General features: G+C 70.8%; 22 protein-coding genes and 1 pseudogene. 12 read left to right on the top strand and 11 right to left on the bottom strand.

The genetic code is table 11. The annotated features are described in order from the left end of the window. A partial coding sequence (locus A5704_RS12795; RefSeq protein ID WP_197508482.1) for an acyl-CoA dehydrogenase family protein occupies positions 1–999 on the bottom strand: 999 nt, incomplete at its 3' end. A gap of 336 nt (positions 1,000–1,335) precedes the next feature. Here A5704_RS12795 and kstR point away from each other — a divergent pair. Beyond that, positions 1,336–1,932, top strand: a complete 597-nt coding sequence (gene kstR / locus A5704_RS12790) for a cholesterol catabolism transcriptional regulator KstR (protein ID WP_067279200.1) — start codon at positions 1,336–1,338, stop codon at positions 1,930–1,932. Here the strand turns inward: kstR and A5704_RS12785 are convergent, their stop codons facing one another. Beyond that, positions 1,933–3,012 (bottom strand): LacI family DNA-binding transcriptional regulator, encoded by a 1,080-nt coding sequence (locus A5704_RS12785; RefSeq protein ID WP_067889282.1) that lies wholly within the window; start codon positions 3,010–3,012, stop codon positions 1,933–1,935. Between the two features lie 129 nt (positions 3,013–3,141). On the opposite strand from A5704_RS12785, the gene A5704_RS12780 reads away from it, so the two are divergent. Genes A5704_RS12780 through A5704_RS12750 form a run of 7 tightly spaced genes read left to right on the top strand, consistent with a single transcriptional unit; the run spans position 3,142 to position 9,487 of the window. Next, positions 3,142–4,068 carry a metal ABC transporter solute-binding protein, Zn/Mn family gene (locus A5704_RS12780; protein ID WP_067889280.1) on the top strand — a complete coding sequence of 309 codons (927 nt, stop codon included), beginning with the start codon at positions 3,142–3,144 and terminating at the stop codon, positions 4,066–4,068. Then, a complete protein-coding gene (locus A5704_RS12775; protein WP_067889278.1) occupies positions 4,065–4,892 on the top strand; it encodes a metal ABC transporter ATP-binding protein in 828 nt (275 codons plus the stop codon). Before A5704_RS12780 ends, A5704_RS12775 begins: the two co-directional genes overlap by 4 nt. Further along, positions 4,885–5,745, top strand: coding sequence for a metal ABC transporter permease (locus A5704_RS12770; protein WP_067747792.1), 861 nt, complete (start codon positions 4,885–4,887; stop codon positions 5,743–5,745). The genes A5704_RS12775 and A5704_RS12770 overlap by 8 nt, the downstream gene beginning before the upstream one ends. A gap of 36 nt (positions 5,746–5,781) precedes the next feature. After that, positions 5,782–6,495 carry a sensor domain-containing protein gene (locus A5704_RS12765; RefSeq protein WP_067889276.1) on the top strand — a complete coding sequence of 238 codons (714 nt, stop codon included), beginning with the start codon at positions 5,782–5,784 and terminating at the stop codon, positions 6,493–6,495. 59 nt (positions 6,496–6,554) lie between these two features. Next, positions 6,555–7,313, top strand: coding sequence for a LamB/YcsF family protein (locus A5704_RS12760; protein ID WP_067747796.1), 759 nt, complete (start codon positions 6,555–6,557; stop codon positions 7,311–7,313). Then, the gene (locus A5704_RS12755; RefSeq protein ID WP_067889273.1) at positions 7,313–8,230 is read left to right on the top strand and encodes an MBL fold metallo-hydrolase; all 918 of its coding nucleotides are present in this window, start codon (positions 7,313–7,315) and stop codon (positions 8,228–8,230) included. Before A5704_RS12760 ends, A5704_RS12755 begins: the two co-directional genes overlap by 1 nt. Positions 8,231–8,245: 15 nt before the next feature. Further along, entirely contained in the window at positions 8,246–9,487 is a 1,242-nt protein-coding gene (locus tag A5704_RS12750; protein WP_067747800.1) for an SLC13 family permease, read from the top strand. Here A5704_RS12750 and A5704_RS12745 read toward each other — a convergent pair. After that, positions 9,484–9,795 (bottom strand): DUF3303 domain-containing protein, encoded by a 312-nt coding sequence (locus tag A5704_RS12745; RefSeq protein ID WP_067279019.1) that lies wholly within the window; start codon positions 9,793–9,795, stop codon positions 9,484–9,486. The genes A5704_RS12750 and A5704_RS12745 overlap by 4 nt on opposite strands. A gap of 82 nt (positions 9,796–9,877) precedes the next feature. Continuing rightward, complete coding sequence (locus A5704_RS12740; protein WP_067747802.1) at positions 9,878–12,496, bottom strand: LuxR C-terminal-related transcriptional regulator; 2,619 nt, start codon at positions 12,494–12,496, stop codon at positions 9,878–9,880. Between the two features lie 179 nt (positions 12,497–12,675). Between A5704_RS12740 and A5704_RS12735 the strand changes: the two genes are divergently transcribed. Next, the gene (locus A5704_RS12735) at positions 12,676–14,073 is read left to right on the top strand and encodes an NAD(P)/FAD-dependent oxidoreductase (protein ID WP_067747804.1); all 1,398 of its coding nucleotides are present in this window, start codon (positions 12,676–12,678) and stop codon (positions 14,071–14,073) included. A 2-nt stretch (positions 14,074–14,075) separates the two neighbouring features. Here A5704_RS12735 and A5704_RS12730 read toward each other — a convergent pair whose 3' ends face one another. The 6 genes from A5704_RS12730 to carD are packed head-to-tail and all read right to left on the bottom strand — an operon-like array spanning position 14,076 to position 19,117. After that, a complete protein-coding gene (locus A5704_RS12730; RefSeq protein WP_082954848.1) occupies positions 14,076–15,053 on the bottom strand; it encodes a glycerophosphodiester phosphodiesterase in 978 nt (325 codons plus the stop codon). A 5-nt stretch (positions 15,054–15,058) separates the two neighbouring features. Continuing rightward, on the bottom strand, positions 15,059–15,991 hold the full coding sequence (gene rlmB / locus A5704_RS12725; protein WP_067747807.1) for a 23S rRNA (guanosine(2251)-2'-O)-methyltransferase RlmB: 933 nt from the start codon (positions 15,989–15,991) through the stop codon (positions 15,059–15,061). Continuing rightward, positions 15,992–17,401 carry a cysteine--tRNA ligase gene (cysS, locus tag A5704_RS12720; RefSeq protein WP_067747809.1) on the bottom strand — a complete coding sequence of 470 codons (1,410 nt, stop codon included), beginning with the start codon at positions 17,399–17,401 and terminating at the stop codon, positions 15,992–15,994. A 48-nt stretch (positions 17,402–17,449) separates the two neighbouring features. Continuing rightward, entirely contained in the window at positions 17,450–17,929 is a 480-nt protein-coding gene (ispF, locus tag A5704_RS12715) for a 2-C-methyl-D-erythritol 2,4-cyclodiphosphate synthase (protein ID WP_067747811.1), read from the bottom strand. After that, on the bottom strand, positions 17,926–18,612 hold the full coding sequence (gene ispD / locus A5704_RS12710; protein ID WP_067747813.1) for a 2-C-methyl-D-erythritol 4-phosphate cytidylyltransferase: 687 nt from the start codon (positions 18,610–18,612) through the stop codon (positions 17,926–17,928). Before ispD ends, ispF begins: the two co-directional genes overlap by 4 nt. Positions 18,613–18,628: 16 nt before the next feature. Further along, on the bottom strand, positions 18,629–19,117 hold the full coding sequence (carD, locus tag A5704_RS12705; RefSeq protein ID WP_003419482.1) for an RNA polymerase-binding transcription factor CarD: 489 nt from the start codon (positions 19,115–19,117) through the stop codon (positions 18,629–18,631). 297 nt (positions 19,118–19,414) lie between these two features. Here carD and A5704_RS12700 point away from each other — a divergent pair, with 297 nt between their 5' ends. From A5704_RS12700 to disA, 3 genes are read left to right on the top strand one after another with little or no spacing between them, the layout of a single operon-like run. After that, positions 19,415–19,981, top strand: a complete 567-nt coding sequence (locus tag A5704_RS12700) for a hypothetical protein (RefSeq protein ID WP_067747815.1) — start codon at positions 19,415–19,417, stop codon at positions 19,979–19,981. A gap of 59 nt (positions 19,982–20,040) precedes the next feature. Beyond that, entirely contained in the window at positions 20,041–21,471 is a 1,431-nt protein-coding gene (gene radA / locus A5704_RS12695) for a DNA repair protein RadA (RefSeq protein WP_067747817.1), read from the top strand. Beyond that, positions 21,468–22,541: a DNA integrity scanning diadenylate cyclase DisA gene (disA, locus tag A5704_RS12690; RefSeq protein ID WP_067889270.1), complete on the top strand. Its 1,074-nt coding sequence runs from the start codon at positions 21,468–21,470 to the stop codon at positions 22,539–22,541. Before radA ends, disA begins: the two co-directional genes overlap by 4 nt. On the opposite strand, the pseudogene A5704_RS12685 reads toward disA, so the two are convergent. After that, positions 22,538–22,773, bottom strand: a pseudogene (locus tag A5704_RS12685) (hypothetical protein); the annotation flags it as partial. The gene disA and the pseudogene A5704_RS12685 sit on opposite strands and share 4 nt — an antisense overlap.

Raw genomic sequence — 22,773 nt, 5'->3', positions numbered from 1 at the left:
CCAGCGCTCGGCGCCGCCGAGGAACCGGCCGATCGCGTGCGCCCGCCGCAGGTACAGGTGCGCGTCGTGCTCCCAGGTGCAGCCGATGCCGCCGAGCACCTGGATGCAGTCCTTGAGGTTGGCCTTGGCCGCCGTGATGCCGATGCTCGCGGCCAGCGCGGCCGCGATGGCGAACTGGTCCGGATCGGGCTCGGCCGCGGCGCGGGCGGCGTCGGCGGCGGCCACCTCGGTCTGCTCTGCGCGGCACAGCATCTCGGCGCACAGGTGCTTGACGGCCTGGAAGCTGCCGATCGGCTTGCCGAACTGCTCGCGGACCTTGGCGTAGTCGACGGCGGTGTCCAGCGCCCAGCGGGTCAGGCCGGCCGCCTCGGCGGCCAGCACGGTGGCCGCCAGTTCGTCGACGCGCCGACGCGACTCCGACACGACGGCGGCCGGCGCCGACGTCAGCACCACCCTGGCCAACGGGCGGGAGAAATCGGTCGCCTCCAGCGGCTCGACCTGCACGCCGTCGCTCTCGGTGTCGACGAGGAGCCACTCGTCGCCGGCCGGCAGCAGGAGGACACCGCCGTCGGCGGCGCCCAGCACGAGCGGCAGGGTTCCGGAGGCGCGCTGGCCGTCGAACTGGGCGTCACCCTCGAGCGCCAGCCCGGCGAAGCGTTCGCCGGCGGCCAGCGCCGCCAGCAGTTCGGGGTCGGTGACGACGAGCGTCGCCAGCGCGGTCGTCGCGACGGGGCCGGGAACCAGCGCCTTGGCCGCCTCCTCGACCATCGCGCACAAGTCCTCGACGCTGCCGTCGGCGCCGCCATGCTCCTCGGCGATCGCGACGCCGAAGATGCCCAGCTCGGCAAGGCGGGCGAAGACCGGGCGCCACGCGTCGGCGTCGCCCTGCTCGACCTCGCGGATCGCCGTCGTCCCGCCCGGCCCCGACGTCGAATTGCGGGCCCAGTCGCGCACCAGGGCGCGCGCGGCGAACTGCTCGTCTGTGACGGTCGCTACCACCCTCGGGACCTCCACGTCCGTTGACTCGACATGACTCGGGGCCTACGACCCCTAGCTCTCGATTCTCCTGCTCGGCTCGGGTCGCTGCGCAACCCGCCTCGTCGCAGACTAGAACGTGTTCTAATAGTGCCAGCGATCGACCGTCAAGTCGAACGTCATCACAGCAGCACACGCGGCTGTCCCGGCGGTACGGAGGTGGGAAATTCACACTCAGCATGCGTATCGTTTGCAAGCGAGCCGCCAGGAACAGGAGCAACCCGCGATATGCCAGCCAGTGCCAACTCGAGGGCCAACGCGAGCCGCGGTTCAGACTCGCAGCCGCGTGAGGTGATGAACGTGGCGGTACTGGCGGAGTCCGAACTCGGCTCGGAAGCACAGCGGGAGCGCCGCAAGCGGATCCTGGACGCCACCATGGCGATCGCGTCGAAGGGTGGCTACGAGGCGGTCCAGATGCGCGCCGTCGCTGACCGCGCCGACGTGGCGGTGGGCACGCTGTACCGGTATTTCCCGTCGAAGGTGCACCTGCTGGTGTCGGCCCTGGGCCGGGAGTTCAGCCGGATCGACGCCAAGACCGACCGGTCGTCGGTCGCCGGGGGAACGCCGTTTCAGCGGCTGAACTTCATGGTCGGCAAGCTCAACCGCGCGATGCAGCGCAATCCGCTGCTCACCGAGGCCATGACGCGCGCCTACGTGTTCGCCGACGCGTCGGCGGCCAGCGAGGTCGACCAGGTCGAGAAGCTGATCGACTCCATGTTCGCCCGCGCGATGGCCGACGGCGAACCGACCGAGGACCAGTACCACATCGCCCGGGTGATCTCCGACGTGTGGCTGTCCAACCTGCTCGCCTGGCTCACCCGGCGGGCCTCGGCCACCGACGTCAGCAAGCGGCTGGATCTGGCCGTGCGGTTGCTGATCGGGGATCAGGACTCTTAGCTAAGCCGGCGGACCGGCGGTGCGGCCGCGGATCAACTCCGTGTCCAGCACCTCGACGACCGGCAGGCCCGACCGCGGCGGACGCAACAGCAACTCCCCCGCCCGGCGGCCCTTCTGCAGGCTCGGCTGGGCCACCGTCGTCAACCCCCGGCCGATCGCATCGGGCACGCCGTCGAAACCGGTGACGGTCATCTGGCCGGGGACGTAAATGCCATGTGCGCGAAGGTAATCCATGGCCGAAAGCGCCAAGATGTCCGCCGTGCACATCAACGCGGTGATGCGGGGGTTGGCCTCCAGGGCCACCTTGGCGGCGGTCCCCCCGGACTCCGGCAGGTGCTCGTAGCTCTCCACCACGGTCAGCGCATCGGGGTCGACACCGGCGGCCGACATCGCCTCCCAGACACCGATGACGCGTTCACGCTGCACGTCGAACGCCGGTGACCGCAACCGCTCGGCATCCACCAGCCCCTGTCGGCGGTCCCGGCCCAGCCGCATGGTCAGCAGCCCGATCTCGCGGTGCCCCAGCCCCAGCACGTAGTCGGCCAACTCACGCATCGCCGCCCGATCGTCGATCCCCACCCGGGACACGCCGGCGAGCCCCTTCGGCTGGTCGACGACCACGACCGGCAATCGGCGCTGCAGGACGACCTGAAGGTACGGGTCCTCGTCGCACACCGAATACACGACGAAGCCGTCCACCCCGGCGCCGAGCACGGCGCCCGTCCCGTCCTCCATGCTGCGGCCGGGCCCGACGGCCACCAGCAGCAGGCCCTGCCCCAGCTCTTCGCAGGACTGCGCGACTCCGGCGACGAAGTCCCGCGCCGCCGGATCGCTGAAGAAGTAAGTGAGCGGCTCGGCCATCACGAGGCCGACCGCGCCGGCCTTCCGGGTGCGCAGCGAGCGCGCCACCGGGTCGGGACCCGCGTACCCCAGCCGCTTGGCCGTCGCGAGCACGCGTTCGCGTAGGTCGGCCGAGAGTTGATCCGGCCGGTTGAAGGCGTTGGAGATCGTGGTGCGCGAAACCTTCAGTTCGTCCGCCAACGACGCCAGAGTCGCACGCGGGCGTGGTGCGGGACTCACAATCGGTGACGCTACAGCGAATCCGGATGCGCGCCTAAGCGGCTTCCACTCGCCGCTTTGTAATGGAAACGATTTTCATTAGTATTATGGGTCGGCCGACCGGCCGGCGAGAGGACATCGGACGCACGCATGGCGCTGACGCGGGGACGAATCGCGGTGGCCGGCGCGCTGCGCTGGCTGCCCGCCGTGCTGATCCTGCTGGCCGCGGGCACGGGCTGCGGCGGCCCGGCACACCCGCGGGCGGCCGCCATCGTCGCCTCGACCGGCGCCTGGGGCAGCGTGGCTAGCGCCGTCACCGGCCGTCACCTCGCGGTCAAGTCCATCCTGACCGGGGGCGACACCGACCCGCACTCCTATCAAGCCAGCCCCGCGGACGCCGCGGCCATCACCGACGCCACCCTGGTGGTGTACAACGGTGGCGGTTATGACCCCTGGGTGGACCAAGTGCTCGCCGGCCACCCCGGCGTGAAAGCGATCGGCGCCTATTCGTTCCACAGGGACTCGGCCGAGCAGCCGGCCAACGAGCACGTCTTCTACGACCTCGACGTCGCCAAATCGGTCGCCTTCGCGATCGCCGACCGCATGGCCGCCATCGATCCCGCCAACGCCGCCGACTACCGGGCCAACGCCGCCGGCTTCTGCCGCGGCGCCGACGCGATCGCCATCTCCGAACACGCCATCGCCAGCGCCTACCCCGGCACGGGGGTCATCGCGACCGAACCCGTCGGCCACTACCTGCTGGAGGCGTCCGGTCTGGTCAACCGCACACCGGCCGCCTTCACCGCGGCCAACGAGAACGAGACGGACCCCTCGCCCGCCGACATGGCGTTCGTGCTCGACCTGATCGACCATCGTCAGGTGTCGGCGGTGCTGGTCAACCCGCAGACGTCGACCCCCGCGATCAACGGCGTGCGGGACGCCGCGCGGCGCGCGGGCGTGCCGGTGACCGAAGTGAGCGAGACCCTGCCCGACGGCACGGATTACCTGACGTGGCAGCGCAACACGGTCAACCAGCTGCTGGCCGCGCTCCAATCGCGCCGGTCAGTGCAACCGTGAGCCTCGACGCGGTCCGCGCGGTCGACAGCCGTCCGGATACCGTCTCGCTGCGCGGTGCGCGGCTGGCGTTCGGCGACCGGGTGCTGTGGGACCACCTCGACCTGTCCGTGTCGCCCGGCGAATTCATCGCCGTCCTCGGCCCCAACGGCAGCGGCAAGACGTCGTTGCTGAAGGTGCTGCTGGGGCAGCTGCCGTTGTCCGCCGGTGTCGCGTTGGTGGACGGAGAGCCGATGCACTCCGGCAGCGGACGCGTCGGCTACGTGCCGCAACACCGACCGATGGACTCCGACGTGATGCTTCGGGGACGCGACCTGGTTCGGCTCGGCGTCGACGGGCATCTTTGGGGCGGCATGCCGCGCAGATCCGCCGACCGCGCCCGCCGCCGCGCGACCGTGGCCGAGGCGCTGCGACAGGTCAACGCCGAACACTTGGCGGACATCCGGGTGGGCGTGATGTCCGGCGGCGAGCTGCAGCGGATCCGCGTCGCGCAGGCGCTGGTCAGCGACCCGATGCTGCTGCTGTGCGACGAGCCGCTGCTGGCCCTGGACCCGGCGAACGCCAAACTGGTGTCCGCGCTGATCGACCGTCGCCGCCGGGATGCCGGGACCGCCGTCATCGTCGTCACCCACGACCTCAACGCGATCCTGCCGTACGTCGACCGGCTGATTTATCTGGTCGACGGACGGTTCCGGATCGGCACCGTCGACGAGGTGATGACCACCGAGACGCTCTCGACGCTCTACCGAGCCGACATCGCGGTGGTCAAGGTCAAGGACCGCTACGTGGTGGTCGGTGAGACGACCGACTGGGCCCACGGTGAATAACCGGCTGACCGGCGTGCTGGCCCACCTGCTCGACTTCGACGTCACCGCCCACCTACTGCGCCACGACTTCGTCCAGCAGGCGCTGCTCGCCGCCGCGCTGCTGGGCCTGGTGGCCGGGCTGATCGGGCCGTTCATCGTGATGCGGCAGATGTCGTTCGCCGTGCACGGCTCGAGCGAACTGTCGTTGACGGGAGCGGCTTTCGCGCTGCTGGTCGGCGTCGAGGTGGGGCTGGGCGCCCTGGTCGGCAGCGCTTTGGCGGCCGCGCTGTTCGGCGTGCTGGGCCGGCGGGCCCGCGAACGCGATTCGGTCATCGGCGTGGTGCTGGCCTTCGGGCTGGGCCTGGCGGTGCTGTTCATCTACCTCTACCCGGGCCGGACCGCGACCAGTTTCGCGTTGCTCACCGGGCAGATCGTCGGCGTCGGCTACACCGGGCTGGGCATGCTGGCCCTGGTCTGCCTGCTCGTCCTTGCCGTCATCGCGACGTGCTACCGCCCGCTGTTGTTCGCCACCGTCGACCCCGACGTCGCGGCGGCACGCGGGGTGCCGGTTCGGGCGCTGGGCATCGTGTTCGCCGCCCTGGTCGGCGTGGTGGCCGCGCAGGCCGTGCAGATCGTGGGTGCGCTGCTGGTGATGTCGTTGCTGATCACGCCGGCGGCGGCGGCCGCCCGGGTGGTGGCCTCGCCGGCGGCGGCGATGGTGGCCTCGGTCGTCTTCGCCGAGGTCTCCGCCGTCGGCGGCATCGTGCTGTCGCTGGCGCCCGGCGTACCGGTGTCCGTCTTCGTCGCGGGGATTTCCTTCCTGATCTACCTGGTCTGCTGGTCGCTGGGGCGTCGACAGGAGGTCGCCGCCTAAGCTGGTCGGCACAGACGGGCCCGCGTCCGAAAGGCTCTGGTGCGTAGGCAAATCGCGATCGTCCTGCAGGCGGCGTTGTGCGCCCTCACGACCGGCTGCACCACCGTCGTCGGCGGAAGCGCCGCGCCCGCGGACACCCGCGGTCCGCTGTCGCAGGCCCCGGTGGCCGTCACCGCCCTGGACGGGCTGCTGCTCGACGACGGCAAAGTCAACGACATCCTGGGTGCGGGAATGCGGCTCCGGTATCGCACGCCGGACATGTGGGACTCCAGCCAGACGTTCAGCGAGAGGAGCTGCCTGGCCATGGCCGGGCCCGCCCAACAGGCCGTATACGCGGACACCGGCTGGACCGCGGTGCGCGGCGAACGACTCGACGACAGCTATGACGACCCCAATGTGCGCAACGACTCCGTCAACCAGGCCGTGATCTCCTACCCAACGGCCAGGCAGGCCAACGCGTTCTACGACGCATCGGTCCGGAGGTGGTCGGCCTGCGCCAACCGCCGATTCGTCGACCGTCCCCCGGGGCAGCCCGAGATCGCGTGGGCGGTGGCCGATTCCCACAAGGTGGGCGGCACGCTGAGCACGTCGGAAGAGCAGGTCGGTAGCCCGGATGGCTGGCGGTGCCAGCGTGCGCTCACCGCGCGCAACAACATCGTCATCGACGTGGCCGCCTGCGGGTCCTTCCTGCCCGGGGCGGCCGCGGTCGACGTCGCCCAGCAGATCGCGGCCGCGGTCGTCACCCGGTAGCGACGGCAAAGGCGACCGCCTCTCCGGGTGGCGACGGCGCCGCCCCATAAGCTGGACGGGTGGCCGGTATCGACCTAAACGCCGACCTGGGCGAAAGCTTCGGCGTCTGGCGCCTGGGTGACGACGACGCGATGCTGGGGATCGTCACCAGCGCCAACGTGGCGTGCGGGTTTCACGCCGGGGACCCCGCCGGCCTGCTGCGGGTCTGCCGCTCGGCCGCCGAGCGCGGCGTCCGCATCGGGGCGCAGGTGAGCTATCGCGACCTGGCCGGGTTCGGCAGGCGCTTCATCGACGTCGCCGCCGAGGACCTGATCGCCGACGTGGCGTATCAGATTGGCGCGCTGCAGGCGCTCGCCGGCGCGGCCGGCTCGGCCGTGTCCTACGTCAAACCCCATGGCGCGCTGTACAACACGATTGTGACCGACCGCGACCAGGCGGCCGCGGTCGCCGAGGCGGTGCGGATGGTGGACCCGGCGCTGCCGGTGCTGGGCATGGCGGGTTCGGCGTTCTTCGACGAGGCCGCGTTCCGCGGTCTGCGCACGGTGGCCGAGGCGTTCGCCGACCGCGCCTACCGGCCGGACGGCCAGTTGGTTTCCCGCCGCGAACCCGGCGCGGTGCTTGCAGACCCGGCGGCGATCGCCGACCGCGTGGTCGGCATGGTGACCTCCGGCCGGGTCACCGCCATCGACGGCACCCCGGTCACGATCACCGCGGAATCGGTTTGCGTGCACGGCGATTCGCCCGGCGCGGTGCAGATCGCGGAGGCCGTGCGCGACGGGCTGGAGGCCGCGGGCGTCGAGATCGGGGCGTTCAGCTGATGCGGCTCAAACTCGGTCGGCCCGACATCGCGCGGTATGCGGATCGGTTCGACGCGCCGCCCGCCAGAGCCGGGGCCCTATCGGCGACGTGGCTGGGCGTGGCGACGCTGCTGATCGACGACGGCTCGTCGGCCCTGCTGACCGACGGCTACTTCTCCCGGCCGAGCCTGGCCCGGGTGGCCGCCGGCAAGGTGGCGCCGTCGGCCGCCCGCGTGGACGCCTGCCTGGCGCGGGCCAACGTGTCAGCGCTGGAGGCGGTCATCCCGGTGCACACCCACATCGATCACGCGCTGGATTCCGCGCTCGTCGCCGACCGCACCGGCGCGCGACTGGTGGGCGGGCGGTCGGCGGCCAACGTCGGGCGTGGCTGCGGGCTGCCCGAGGACCGTATCGTGATCGCCACCAGCGGTGAGCCAATGACGTTGGGCGCGTACGACGTGACCCTGGTGGAGTCCCATCATTGCCCGCCGGACCGCTTTCCCGGCACGATCGACACGCCGCTGACCCCGCCGGTCAAGGCGTCCGCCTACCGCTGCGGGGAGTCCTGGTCGACGTTGGTCCACCACCGGCCGACGGACCGGCGGTTGCTGATTCAGGGCAGCGCCGGATTCGTCAAGGGTGCGCTGGCCGGTCACCACGCCGATGCCGTCTACCTGTCGGTCGGGCAGTTGGGACTACAGCCCAGGTCGTACTTGACCGACTACTGGACCGAGACCGTGCGCGCGGTGGGGGCGCGCCGGGTGATCATGATTCACTGGGACGATTTCTTCCGGCCGCTGTCAAAACCGCTGCGGGCCTTGCCCTACGCGGGCGACGACCTGGACTCCTCCGTCCGCATCCTCGACGAGTTGGCCGCGGCGGATGGTGTCGGGCTGCACCTGCCCACCGTGTGGCGACGCGAAAACCCCTGGGCCTGAGACGGGTTCAATACATTGACCTTGACCCTTGCGCTGGTGCTGCTGGCTGCCGTCCTGGCCTTCGCCGTCGTGCGCCCGCGGGGCCTGCCGGAGGCGGTCGCGGCGGTTCCCGCGGCCCTCATCCTGATCGCCGTCGGCGCGATATCGGTGCGTCAGGCGGCCGAGGAGGTGGCCGGGCTTTCCGGGGTGGTCGGGTTCCTGGGCGCTGTGCTGGTGCTCGCCAAGCTGTGCGACGACGAGGGCCTGTTCGAGGCGGCCGGTGCGGCGATCACGCGCGGGAGCGTCGGGTCGGGGGCGCTGCTGCGGCGGGTGTTCGTCATCGCCTCGTTGATCACCGCCGTGCTGAGCCTGGACACCGCGGTGGTCTTGCTGACCCCGGTGGTGCTGGCCGCCGTCCGTCGGCTGCGGACCCCGGTGCGCCCGTACGCCTACGCCACCGCGCACCTGGCCAACGGAGCCTCCCTGCTGCTGCCGGTGTCGAATCTGACCAATTTGTTGGCGTTTCACACCGCCCACCTTTCGTTCACCCGGTTCACGCTGTTGATGGCGTTGCCGTGGGTGGGTGTGGTGGTCACGCTCTACGCGGTATTCCGCTGGTTCTTCGCCGGCGACCTGCGCGTGCAGCCCCATCCGGAGCAACCCGGGCCGGCGCCCCGGCCGCCGGTGCTCGTGCTGGTGGTCGTGGGGCTGACGCTGGCCGGGTTCGCCGTGGCCCAGTCCGTCGACGTGGACCCGGCCTGGGTCGCCCTCGCGGGCGCGGCGGTGCTGGCGGTGCGCAGCCTGAGCCGCCGGCATACCTCGGTGGTCGACATCGCGCGGTCGGCCCACGTGTCGTTCCTGGTGTTCGTGCTCGCGCTGGGCGTGGTCGTGCGGGCGGTGATGGTCAACGGCATGGACAAGGCGATGTCGGCGGTGCTGCCGTCCGGTTCGACGCTGCCGGCATTGCTCGCCATCGCGGCGGTGGCCGCCGTGCTGGCCAACGTGGTCAACAACCTGCCCGCCACCCTGGTGCTGCTGCCACTGGTCGCGCCGAGCGGGCCGGTCGCCATCCTGGCCGTGCTGCTCGGGGTCAACATCGGACCGAACCTGACCTACGTCGGTTCGCTGTCGAACCTGTTGTGGCGGCGGGTGCTTCGCCAGCACGACGTCGACGCCGGCGTCGGCGAATACACCCGCCTCGGGGTGTGTACCGTGCCGGTGTCCCTGGTGCTCGCGGTGCTCGCACTGTGGGCGTCGGCGCGGGTGTTCGGCGCCTAGCCGATCGCCTCCCTGAACTCCACGCCCTGCTGCAGCGCCTGCGCGGCTTCGGCGATGTCCACAACGGGATAGATCTGGTAATCCAGGATCGTGGCGAATTGGCTTGTGGTCTCGACCAAGTCGGCCGGATTGTCGGATTCCACCACCGCGAATCCACCGCCGCCGTCGATGCGGCCGACGAACTGGTGATAGGTCGTGGTCTGCGGTTGAGACCACTTCGAGTACGCGGCCAGGCCCCGTCGCAGGCTTTCGTCGTTCTCGGCCGCGGTGCCGTTCAGGCGGTATGTCCACGCCACTACGTACTTCATTGCGCTCTCCTTTTCTCGTTGAGATCGCAACGGTATGACCGGTTTCCGCCAAGCGCACGAGTAGTCGCCTACTCGAATACCGTCAGTCGGACCCCGGTCCCGATCGGATGATCGACGCGAGTTCCTCGCGGGACTGGGCGCCAACCCGCTGACAGGCCCGGTAAACGTGGCCCTCCACGGTGCGCACCGACATCACCAACTTCTCGGCGATCTGACGGTTGGACAGGCCGGCCACGACCAGCTCGATGACGTCGCGCTGGCGACCCGAGAGTTTGAGACCCGCCGGAGTCCGCAACGCCGGCGTGCACAAACCGCCGCACTCCTCGGCAAGCTCGCCGGCCAATGCCGACGCATAAAGCCCGCGCTTGTGCTGCTGTCCTTCGACGAACGCGACGGAGGCCTGTGCCGCCGCGTCGGCGGCCGCGGCCCGGTCACCGATCGCCCGGTAGGCGGCCGAAACCGCGAGGAGGCCCTCACCGTTCCCTGCCCGCAGGGCCTCGGCGTGCGAAGCGATGGCATCGGCCAGCGGCAGCGCCAGCGTGTCGGCCAGCGCGCGGGCCCGTCCGGCGCCCGAGGCGTCACCCCACTGCGCCGCCGCCTGTATGCAGGCCAGTTCGTGGGTCGGCTGGCCGCGGTCGCGGGCGACTCGCGCGGCCGCCTGCGCCGTCGCCACGGCCTCGCCCAGGCGCCCGCCGGTCGCCAGCGCCCACCCGTCGGCCAGTGACAAGCCGGTATGCATGAAGAAGTAGTCGGCCGGCACGCACGATCGCGCCCCCGCGGCCGCATCGTTCGCCTCCGCGGCGTGCCCGAGCTTGCCGTGCGCCTCGGCGAGCGCGAAGTAGCTTGCCGGGCGCAAACCACTTGTGGTGGCGTGTATTTGGGCTCCGGCCAGCGCTTCGTGTACCAGCCGCACCGCGTCGGCCACCGCCCCGCGGGCCAGGTCGGCATTTCCGAGCAGCAGGGCCAGGTTCGCATAGGCCAGACCCGGGATGTCGCGCGCGGAGTCGGCCACCTCCTTTGCGAAGCCGACGAATTCGTCGATGCGGCCCGTCAGCCGGCATGCCCGGCCGTACACCGCGCCGAACCAGAACCGCATGTGCGACGCCTCGAACGACGTCGTCGCGCGGCGCAACGCCTGCCCGGCCACGATCGCCAGGCAGTCGACCTGCCCCAACGCGCCCATGGCCATGATCAACGCAAGCGACGCCATCATCGCGTGGAAGTCCGGCAGCTGTTCCGAATCCAATGCGGCCCTTGCCCTTTCGGCGGCGACCCCGCAGCGCGCGGCGACCGCATCCAGGCACGCCTGCACCGCCAACCGCTCGGCGACCTGTGCCGGCGTCTCCTCGGCCGCGGCCAGGTCGTCGAGAATCGCCGCGGCGTCCGCCGGCCTGCCGAGCATCCAGACCAGGTTGGCCGCGCGCAGGGTCGCCCAGTAGTGGCGATCCGGCGGATCGCTTTCGGTGATCGCGCGCAACGCGCCCTCGGCCTGCTCGCCGCGGCCGAGCAGGATCAGGTTCATCGCCCGCACGCCGGCCGCCCCCGGCGCCCCGGCCTGCGCCGCGGCGTTGGCGAGCCGGTCGGCCAACTCCAGGTCCAGCAGTGTCATCGCGTGCCGCGCCGATTCCAGATACAGCCCGGGTTGCGGGTCCAGATCCGACTCGAGGCTCAGCAACGCCCGGCGCACCGTGGCCTGCATGTCTGCGTCACCGTCGCGCGCCAGCCGGGTCGCCAAGCGGCCGCGGACCTTCGACAGATACATCTCGCCCGCGCCCGCGCGGCGAAGCTCACCGAACAGCGGGTGCGCGAGCCGGGCCATCAGCCCGCCGGCGGTGCGTTCGACGTTCACCAGGCCCATGGCTTCGGCCGCCACCAAATCCTCGCGGGACACCAAGTCGCACAACACGTCAACGGGCAGCGGCTCACATTGCGACAGCGTGTCGACCACCAGCGCCACCGGCGGGCTCAGGCGGCCAAGCTGGCGTCCCACCGTGTCGGACAAGCTGGCCGAGACCGCGACGTCGCCGTCCCACATCCACACCCCGGCCACCTGCCGCACCCGCCCGGCCGCCATCTGATCGCTCAGCAGCTGCCGAAGAAACAGCGTGTTCCCCCCGGTGAGCCGCCGGAACCGCTCCGCACAACGCGCATCCACCGGGCCGCCTAGCGTGCGCTCGATCACCTCGCGCGTCGCCGTGGCCGAAAGTGGCTCCAGATCCAGGCGATGGAGCAAACCGTCCTTCCACAGCGCCGTCACCGCATCGGGCTCTTCGCTGCCGGAGCGGACCGTGACCACCAGCCGGACCCCGCCGGACTGCGCCAGCTGGTGAATCACAAGCGCGGACAACCCATCCAGCAGGTGCGCGTCGTCGACTCCGACCACCACTCGGCCGCGGCGTTGCCGCGCGACAAACGACTCGATCACGCGCCGGACGCTGGTCAGCGGATCCGACATGCCTTCGCCCAGTAGGCCGATGAACGCCCCGAGTGGCAACGACTGGGCCGATTGGGTGCCGACGATCCACTGGATGCGTTCGCCCGATGCCCCGGCACGCCGCAGCGCTTCGCGGGCCAACCGAGTCTTGCCCAGCCCGGCGGCGCCCGCGATCAGCACCCCGGAGTGCTGGTCAGCCCCGCTCAGGGCGCGGCGAATGGTTGCCAACTCGCTGTCGCGCCCAATCAGCTGGTCGCCGCCGATCACGCGGCGACTATATCCGCGCGGCGGCACCGCGCGGGCCGGATTGCCACCGTTTCGCGTGCGCGTCGACCGGCCGGTGTCCGGCGGGCGATCCCAACTCGCGTACCCGACTACGCTATCGGCGCCCGCCGAGCGCTGTGAGCATGGCATTTGTCAGCCAGCGGTCAGAAAGGCGGAGTGCCATGTCCGACATCAAGACCAAGATCGGCAGTCACGCGGTGGTGTTGGGGGCGAGCATGGCCGGTTTGCTGGCCGCGCGATCGCTTGCCGACTTCTTCGACACGGTGACGGTCGTGGAGCGTGACCCGCTGCCCGACGCGCACGCCCCTCGCCGCGGGGTGCCGCAGGGCCGGCACCTGCACGCCCTGCTGGCCCGGGGAGCACAGGTGATCGAGGGGATGTTCCCCGGCGTCCTCGACGAGATGGTCAGCGACGGCGCGCGCCACTTCGACGGCCATGACCTCTCCGAGCTCTACTACGACATCGGCGGGCACCTGATGGCGCGGCGCGGCAGCGCCCCCGGGCTCACCGCCTACAGCGCGACGCGGCCCTTCCTCGAAGACCACGTCCGCACCCGGCTGCGCGAGATTCCCAACGTCACCCTGCTCGACGAGCACTTCATCCTCGGCCCGGTGTCGACCCCGGACCGTCGCCGCGTCACCGGAGTGCGGGTGGTCTGCGGGCGCACCGGCGAGCCCATCACGCTGCCCGCCGACTTGGTCGTCGATGCCACCGGGCGTGCCGCCCGCACCCCGACCTGGCTGGACCACCTGGGGTATGAGCGCCCGCGTGAGGATCGCGTCGACGTCCAGCTGACCTACGCGAGCCAAGCGCTGCGCATGAGGGCGGAGGCGCCGCGGGAGCTGGGCTTCCTCGTCGGCATCGTGCCGGGCAGGCCGAGGGGTTGCGGGCTGCTGCACTGCGAGGACGACACCTGGCTGCTCACCGTGATGGGGGTGGCCGGCCACGAGCCCACGGGGCTCGACCTCGCCGAGATGTGTGATTTCGTCGCGGACTGCGCGCCGGCGCACCTGCTCGCCGCGGTGCGGGCCGCCGAACCCATCGGGGATCCGGTGCGCCACCGGACGCCGTGCAGCCGATGGCGCCGCTACGACAAGCTGCGGCGCTTCCCCGAGGGTCTGCTGGTCATCGGCGACGCGATCTGCAGCTTCAACCCGGTCTACGGCCAGGGCATGACGGTCGCCGCGCTCGAGGCGTTGGCGCTGCGCGACTGCCTGTCCGCCGGCACCGACGATCTGGCCCGGCGCTTCTTTCGCGCCGCGGCGGCGCCGATCCGCCAGGCCTGGCAGCTGTCGACCAACCCCGACCTTGCCCTGCCCGAAATCAACGGCACCCCACCGCTGGTCGCGCGGGTGTTCAACAAGTACGTCGACCGGGTCCTGACGGCGGCCGAAACCGACACCGCGGCGCTGAATCAGTTCATCAGGGTGACCTCGCTGGTCGAACCCGCGACGCGGTTGTTGCGCCCGAACATGATCTGGCGCGCCGCCCGCGGGCGCCGGCCCGGCATCGATTCCCCGGTCGCGCCCGCCGGCGCCCTGGTGGACGCGGCGCCCTGACGCTAAGTCCGGTGGTAGGCGGGCGGCAGCGGCATCCCGAGTTCGGTCAGCACGCGGCGCAACAGCGTCGGGTAGTCGGTGATGAGCCCGTCGACCCCGTCGGCGATCAGTTCGCGCATGGTGGCCGCATCGTCGACCGTCCACGGGATCACCTGCAGCCCAAGCGCATGCGCGCGATCGACGTAGGACCCGCCGGTGACCAGCTGGTACCGGGGCGAGACGATGTCCGCGCCCACCAGCTTCGCCCCGACCATCGGGTCACCTATGGCGGCGGGGTTCTCACCCGCCGGCCACGGCGAACCGGGCGCCCAGGTCTCTTCGTTGTACAACGCCACCAACGGGATCGACGGCTCGGCCCGGCGAACCAACGGCAGGGTCCGCCAGTCGAAGCTCTGGATCTCCACCTGGCCGACCTTGCCGGCCGAGCGCACGGCGGCCAGTATCACGTCGACGAACTGTTGGGGCTCGGCCGAAGTCCCGGGGTGGTCGGCCGCCACCTTCGTCTCGATGTTGTAGCGAACCGCGGCGTGGTAGGAATCGGCAAGCGCAAACACCTCCGGTAGGACGGCTATCTTGTTGCCCCGCACCACCTCGGCGTCGGGAAACTCGGCCAGCCGGCGTCCGCAGTCCAGGGTGCGGATCTGGGACACAGTGAGCTCGTGCACCAACTTTCCGACGTAGGGGTACTGCGGATCACCGGCGAACGCGGGGCCGGTGTCGGCGCACTTCTCTGCGTCGATCGTCGGGTCGTGCCACACCAGCGGTTGCCCGTCTCGGGTGATGTTGATGTCGAGTTCGAGTGTGCTGACGCCCAATTCGAGCGATTTCGCGAAGGCCCGCAGCGACTCCTCGGTGGTCTCGCCTCGGCCGCCGCGGTGGGCCTGCAGGTCGAATCCGTCGACTTGGGCGGCCGCCGCGGGCGACGCGAGGAGACCGACCACGGCCAGGACCGCGCCGAGGCGCGCGGGCCAGCGGCGCACTGGAGTTAAACCCTGCGCTGCCGGGCGATCTCGGCGAGCACCACCCCGGCGGCCACCGAGGCGTTCAGCGATTCGGCGTGCCCGGCCATCGGGATGGACACGACTTCGTCGCAGTTCTGCCGCACCAGCCGCGACAGTCCCTTGCCCTCCGAGCCGACGACCACCACCAGCGGGTCGGCGCCGTCCAGGTCGTCGACCACGGTGTCGCCTTCGGCGTCCAGGCCGATAACCCGGATCCCGCGGTCGGCCCAATCCTTCAGCGTCCTGGTGAGATTGGTGGCCCTAGCCACCGGGATGCGGGCCGCGGCTCCCGCGCTGGTGCGCCAGGCGACCGCCGTCACCGACGCCGAACGCCGCTGCGGGATCAGCACGCCGTGTCCGCCGAACGCCGCGACCGAACGCACGATCGCGCCCAGGTTGCGCGGATCGGAGATGTTGTCCAACGCCACCAGCAGCGCGGGCGGGGAGTTGATCGCGGTCGCCAACAGGTCGTCCGGGTGGGCGTAGTTGTACGGCGGGACCTGCAGCGCGATGCCCTGATGCAGGTGGTTGCTCGTCATCCGGTCCAGGTCGGCGCGCGGCACCTCGAGGATCGAGATGCCCGAATCCGCTGCGCGGGCGACGGACTCGGTGACCCGCTCGTCCGCGTCGGTGCCCAGGGCCACGTAGAGCGCCGTCGCCGGGACGCCGGCGCGCAGGCACTCCAGCACCGGGTTGCGGCCGAGCACCGTTTCCGTCTCGTCGGTGGGCCGCTTGGTGGGACGCCGCGCCGGCGACTGGGCGCGCTTGGCGGCGGGATGGTTGGGTCGCAGGTGCGCCGGGGGTGTCGGACCGCGCCCCTCCAGCGCGCGCCGGCGCTGGCCGCCCGAGCCCACGGTGGGCCCCTTCTTGGTGCCCGCCTTGCGTATTGCGCCGCGCCGGCGCGAATTGCCGGCCATTTACGGGGTCTGACCTGCCTGCAGCGACCACTGCGGCCCGTCGGCGGTGTCGGTGACCTCGATGCCGGCGAGCTTCAGCCGGTCCCTAATCTCGTCGGCGAGCGCCCAATTGCGTTGCTCGCGGGCCTTTTCCCGATTCTCCAGTTCGGCCCGCACCAGCACCTCGACCGCGGCGAGCGCGGCCGACGTCTCGTCGCGGGTTTCCCAGCGCTCGTCGAGCGGGTCGCAGCCGAGGATCCCCATCATGGCGCGGATCGACCGGGCGTGTTGCAGGGCCCCGTCGTGGTCGCCGGAGTCGAGGGCCCGGTTGCCCTCGGCCCGGGCGTGGTGCACCTCGGCCAGTGCTGCCGGGACCGCCAAGTCGTCGTCGAGCGCCTCGGCGAACCGCGAAGTCCACTCGCCCGGCTCGACGCCGCCGACCCGAACGCGGACACGGTGCAGGAATTCCTCAACGCCCACATAGGCTTTCACCGCGTCCTGTAGGGCGGTGTCGGAGAATTCCAGCATCGAGCGGTAGTGCGCGCTGCCCAGGTAGTAGCGCAGCTCCGCCGGCCGGACGCGCTGCAGCAACGCCGGGATGGCCAGCACGTTGCCCAGCGACTTGCTCATCTTCTCGCCGCCCATGGTGACCCAGCCGTTGTGCAGCCAGTAGCGGGCGAATCCGTCGCCGGCGGCGCGGCTCTGCGCGATCTCGTTCTCGTGGTGCGGGAAAATCAAATCCATGCCGCCGCAATGGATGTCGAATTCGGGCCCCAGATAGGTGCGTGCCATCGCCGAGCATTCCAGGTGCCAGCCCGGACGCCCGCGGCCCCAGGGCGAGGGCCACGACGGCTCGCCGGGCTTCTCGCCCTTCCAGAGGGTGAAGTCACGCTGGTCACGCTTGCCGGTCGCCACGCCCTCGCCCTGATGGACGTCGTCGACCTTGTGCCCCGACAGTTGCCCGTACTCGGGATAGCTCAGCACGTCGAAGTAGACGTCCCCGCTCGCCGCGTAAGCGTGGCCGGTTTCGATCAGGCGGTCCATTAATTCGACCATCTGGGTGATGTGCCCGGTGGCGCGGGGTTCCGCGGACGGCGGCAGCACGTCCAGGGCGTCGTAGGCGGCGCTGAACGCGCGCTCGTAGGTGGCCGCCCACTCCCACCACGGCCGGTCCGCCGCCGCGGCCTTGGCCAGGATCTTGTCCTCGATGTCGGTGACGTTGCGGATGAACGCGACGTCACAGCCGCGCGCCATCAGCCAGCGGCGCAGGATGTCGAAGGCCACGCCGCTGCGGACATGGCCGATGTGCGGCAGGCCCTGGACGGTGGCGCCACACAGGTAGATGGAGACGTGGCCCTCGCGCAGCGGGACGAAATCACGCACGGCGCCGGCTGCCGTGTCGTGTAGCCGCAAGCGGGCGCGATCGGTCACGACGTGCCAGCTTACCGGGTGGTTCGCCGTCGCCCGGCGCTGCGCGCCCTAGCCGCCGGGGACGACCAACGCGGTGGCAATGGCGGCGCGGCCCTCACCGCGACCCGTCAGGCCCAGCCCGTCGGTCGTCGTCGCCGACACCGAGACCGGTGCCCCCAGCAGCTCCGAGAGCACGCGCTGCGCCTCGGCGCGCCGCGGACCGACTCTCGGCTGGTTGCCGACCAGCTGGACGGCGGCGTTTCCGACGCGGAAGCCGTCTCGCGTCACCAACTCGGCGACGTGGCGCAGCATGTCGGCACCGCTGACGCCCTTCCACCGCGGCTGGTCGACTCCGAACACGGCGCCGATGTCGCCCAGGCCGGCGGCCGACAACAGCGCGTCGCACAGCGCGTGCGCGCCCACGTCGCCGTCGGAGTGGCCGGCGCAGCCGTCGGCGTCGGGGAAGAGCAGGCCCACCAGCCAGCAGGGCCGGCCCGGCTCGATCGGGTGCACGTCGACGCCCAGCCCGACGCGCGGCACGCCGTTCACCGGCGCACGATCGCTTCGGCCAGCACCAGGTCGAGCGGAGTGGTGATCTTGAACGCCAGCGGGTCGCCGTCGACGACCTGGACCTGGCCCCCGACATGCTCGACGAGCGAAGCGTCGTCGGTGAACTCGGCCGTGCCGGCCCGTTGATACGCGCGCAGCAGCAGGTCGAGCGCGAAGCCCTGCGGGGTCTGCACGGCGCGCAGGCCGGCCCGCTCGGGCGTGCCCAGGACCACACCGTTGGCGTCCACGGCCTTGATGGTGTCATGCAGCGGCAGCGCGGGCACGACGGCGTCGTGCCCGGCCCGTAGGGCGTCCACCACGCGCAGGATCAGCGCGGGGGGTGTCAGGGCGCGGGCGGCGTCGTGCACCAGGACGAACTGGGGGTCACCGGCGACGGCCGCCAGCGCCAGGCTCACCGAGGTCGTGCGGTCGGCCCCGCCTGCGACGACCGTCGCCCGTTCGCCCAGGGATCGCTTGGCCTCGTCGACCATGGGCGCCGGGACGGCGACCACCACGTGGTCGACGACTTCGGAGGCCAGCAAACCGCCGACGGCGCGGTCCAGCAGGGTGCGCCCGTCAACCTCGCAAAATGCCTTCGGAATGCCGGCGCCGAGTCGTTCCCCCGACCCTGCGGCCGGAACCACTGCGACGACCGTGCCCGAGGAGTCGGTCCCCGTGACCACCGAAGCGTCAGGGCCTTCAGGAAGCGGCGGCCAGAACCTCGTCGAGGATGGTTTCCGCTTTGGCGTCGTCGGTGCTCTCGGCGAGGGCCAATTCACCGACCAGAATCTGGCGGGCCTTGGCCAGCATGCGCTTCTCACCGGCGGACAGGCCGCGTTCCTGGTCGCGACGCCACAGGTCGCGTACTACCTCGGCCACCTTGTTGACGTCACCGGAGGCCAGCTTCTCGAGGTTGGCCTTATACCGGCGCGACCAGTTGGTGGGCTCTTCGGTGTGGGGAGCGCGCAGAACCTGGAAGACCTTGTCGAGGCCTTCCTGGCCCACGACGTCGCGGACACCCACGTATTCGGCGTTCTCGGCAGGCACTCGAACTGTCAGGTCTCCCTGCGCCACCTTCAAGACGAGATATTCCTTTTGTTCCCCTTTGATGGTGCGGGTTTCAATCGCCTCGACTAACGCAGCACCGTGATGCGGGTAAACAACGGTGTCGCCGACCTTGAAGATCATCTGATTCGAGCCCCTTTCGTTACTTCAGTCTAACACGGCCGCCCAATCGCGCGCGGAGCAACGATGCAGGTCAGGGGCACAACACGCGCAGATTAGGGGTTGACAGGGGGAGCAGAACGTGCAGTGACGCACATTACCCCTGCCTTATTCCGGCCCTGAGAGCGGCCCCTGAGCGCCCCGACGGAGCACCGGATATGGCCTCCCTGGCTGGTCCCAAGCCCCGCGCTACCGCGCGCGAAACCTTCCTACTACTGTGCATAGTTGCATCCGTCGAACCGGCCCAGCAGGAGGCATTGAGTGAACCGCTTCGAGATCGGCCTCCCCCTCCGCGCGCCGGCGCTGACCATCCGGGCGTCGCTCGTCGGCCTCATCGCGGTGGTCGCGATGCTCCTCAGCGGCTGCGGGGCCGGCCAGGTCTCGCAGATGGCCGTGCAGGAGCCCGCGATCAACGGCAACAAGGTGACCATCAACAATGTGGCGCTGCGCGACATCCGCATGCAGGCGCCGCAGACGGGCGCCTTCGTGCAGCCCGGGCAGGCGGTGGACCTCCTGCTGGTGGCCATCAACCAGTCGCCGGACATGCCGGACAGGCTGGTGAGCATCACCAGCGACGTCGGCTCGGTGACCCTGAGCGGCGATGGTCGGCTGCCCCCGGGCGGCATGTTGTTGATCGGCACGCCGGAGGGCCAGAAGGTGGCGCCCGGCCCGATGGGCTCGAGCAACGCGGCCAAGGCGACCGTGATGCTGGCCAAGCCGATCAGCAACGGGTTGCTGTACAACTTCACGTTCAATTTCGAGAAGGCCGGTCAGGCCACGGTGCTGGTGCCGGTTTCGGCCGGGCTGGCCCCCGCGCAGCCAAGCTAGGCGGCGGCGACCGCCTGTCATAGCCGGGATTTGTCGTACCGGCTCGATACCGTCATGGCGTGGCAAATCCGCGCTCCCAATATCGCTGCTCCGAATGCCAGCACGTCACGGCGAAGTGGGTGGGCCGCTGCATGGAGTGCGGCACCTGGGGAGCGGTGGACGAGGTGCCGGTGCTGAGTGCGGTCGGCGGCCGTCGCGCGGCCGTCGCGGCCGCGTCGGCCTCGCGGCCGGTCCCGATCACTTCCGTCGAGCCCAACGCCAGCCGGCACCGCTCGACCGGGATCGGCGAGCTCGATCGGGTGCTCGGGGGCGGCGTGGTGCCCGGTTCGGTCACGCTGCTGGCGGGTGATCCGGGCGTGGGCAAGTCGACGCTGCTGCTCAAGGTGGCCCACCGCTGGGCGCTTTCGGGCCGGCGTGCGCTGTACATCTCCGGTGAGGAGTCGGCCGGGCAGATCCGGCTGCGCGCCGACCGGACCGGCTGCGGCGCCGACGAGGTCTACCTGGCCGCCGAATCCGACGTGCACACGGTGCTGGACCACATCGCGACGGTGCAGCCCGCGCTGGTGATCGTCGACTCCGTGCAAACCATGTCCACCACCGAGGCCGACGGCGTCGCCGGTGGCGTCACTCAGGTGCGCGCCGTCACCGCCGCCCTGACCGCGGCCGCGAAGGCCAACGGCGTCGCGCTGATCCTGGTCGGCCACGTCACCAAGGACGGGGCCATCGCGGGACCGCGCTCGCTGGAACACCTTGTCGACGTGGTGCTGCATTTCGAGGGTGACCGCAACGGGTCGCTGCGGATGGTTCGGGGCGTCAAGAACCGATTCGGCGGGGCCGACGAGGTTGGCTGTTTCCTGTTGCACGACAACGGGATCGAGGACGTGTCGGATCCGTCGAACCTCTTCCTCGATCAGCGGCCCGCGCCGGTCGCCGGGACCGCGATCACTGTGACGCTGGACGGCAAGCGACCGCTCATCGGGGAGGTGCAGGCGCTGCTCGCGACGCCGGGGGGCGGCTCGCCGCGCCGCGCCGTCAGCGGGATCGACCACTCCCGGGCCGCGATGATCAGCGCCGTGCTGGAGAAGCACGGCAGGCTGGCCGTCGGTGTCAACGACATCTACCTGTCCACCGTGGGCGGCATGCGGTTGACCGATCCCTCCTCGGATCTGGCCGTCGCGATGGCGCTGGCGTCGGCCTACGCCGACCTGCCGCTGCCGACGACCGCGGTGATGATCGGCGAGGTGGGGCTGGCGGGCGACCTGCGACGGGTCGGCGGCATGGAACGGCGGCTGGGCGAGGCCGCGCGTCAGGGATTCAGCATCGCGCTCATCCCCGACGGCGACGACCCGCGGCGCGAGATCGTGCCGAATGGGATGCGGGCGCTGCGCGCACCGACCATCGCCGCGGCGCTGCAACACATGAAAGCCATCGCCCGGCCGCGCACTGGCTGGACGCAAAACGCCCCGGGGCCGCACAATGACACGCTGTGACTCGTCCGACACTGCGTGAGACCGTCGCCCGCCTTGCGCCGGGGACCGGGCTGCGCGACGGCCTGGAGCGCATCCTGCGCGGCCGCACCGGTGCGCTGATCGTCCTCGGCAACGACGAGAACGTCGAGGCCATCTGTGACGGCGGCTTCGCCCTCGACGTCCGGTACGCGCCGACCCGGCTGCGGGAGCTGGCGAAGATGGACGGCGCCGTGGTGCTGTCCACCGACGGCAGCCGCATCGTGCGGGCCAACGTGCAGCTGGTGCCGGATCCGTCGATACCTACCGACGAATCGGGAACGCGGCATCGCTCGGCGGAACGGGCGGCGATTCAGACCGGTTATCCGGTGATCTCGGTCAGCCATTCGATGAACATCGTGACCGTCTACGTGGGCGGTGAACGCCACGTGGTGGCCGATTCCGCGACCATCCTGTCCCGGGCCAACCAGGCGATCGCGACCCTGGAGCGGTACAAGACCAGGCTCGACGAGGTCAGCAGGCAGCTGTCGCTGGCCGAGATCGAGGACTTCGTCACGCTGCGCGACGTCATGACGGTGGTGCAGCGGCTCGAGCTGGTGCGGCGGATCGGCCTGGTGATCGACGACGCCGTCGTCGAGCTGGGCACCGACGGGCGTCAGCTGCGGCTGCAGCTGGACGAGCTGCTGGGCGGCAACGACGTCGCGCGGGAATTGACCGTCCGCGATTACCACGCCAGCCCGGAGCCGCTGTCCAAGGCGCAGATGACGGCGACCCTGGACGAGCTGGACGCGCTCTCGGACACCGAGCTGCTCGAACTCACCGCGCTGGCAAAGGTTTTCGGCTACCCGACCACCGCCGAGGCGCAGGACTCGGCGGTCAGCCCCCGCGGCTACCGTGCGCTGGCCAGCATCCCGCGACTGCAGTTCGCCCACTCCGACCTACTGGTCCGATCGTTCGGGACGCTGCAGGGCCTGCTGGCTGCGAGCGCCGGCGACCTGCAATCGGTCGAGGGCATCGGCGCGATGTGGGCCCGCCACGTGCGCGAGGGACTGTCGCAGCTCGCGGAGTCGACTATCGCCGACCCGCTGAGTTAACCGGCGGGGACCGGGGCCGGTGGGGCCTCGGGCGGCGGCGCGGCCGCGGGCTGACCCGGCCCGGGCACCGGGCCCGGCGGCGGAGGCGGCTGGTTCATGATGAACGGCACCGGCTGCGAACGCAGGTTGCCCAGCTGCACGACGAGGTTGTAGGTGCCCGGCCCGATCGCCGGCCGCGGCAGCGGGCAGTGCGGAGCCGACCCCATCCCCGTCCAGGTCACCGCGGTCGTCA

Origin of the sequence: Mycobacterium sp. E735, from assembly GCF_001666955.1 — a bacterium.
GTDB lineage: Bacteria > Actinomycetota > Actinomycetes > Mycobacteriales > Mycobacteriaceae > Mycobacterium.
The sequence above is the reverse complement of the archived record's forward strand: the minus strand, read 5'-3'. Positions and strand labels throughout refer to the sequence as shown.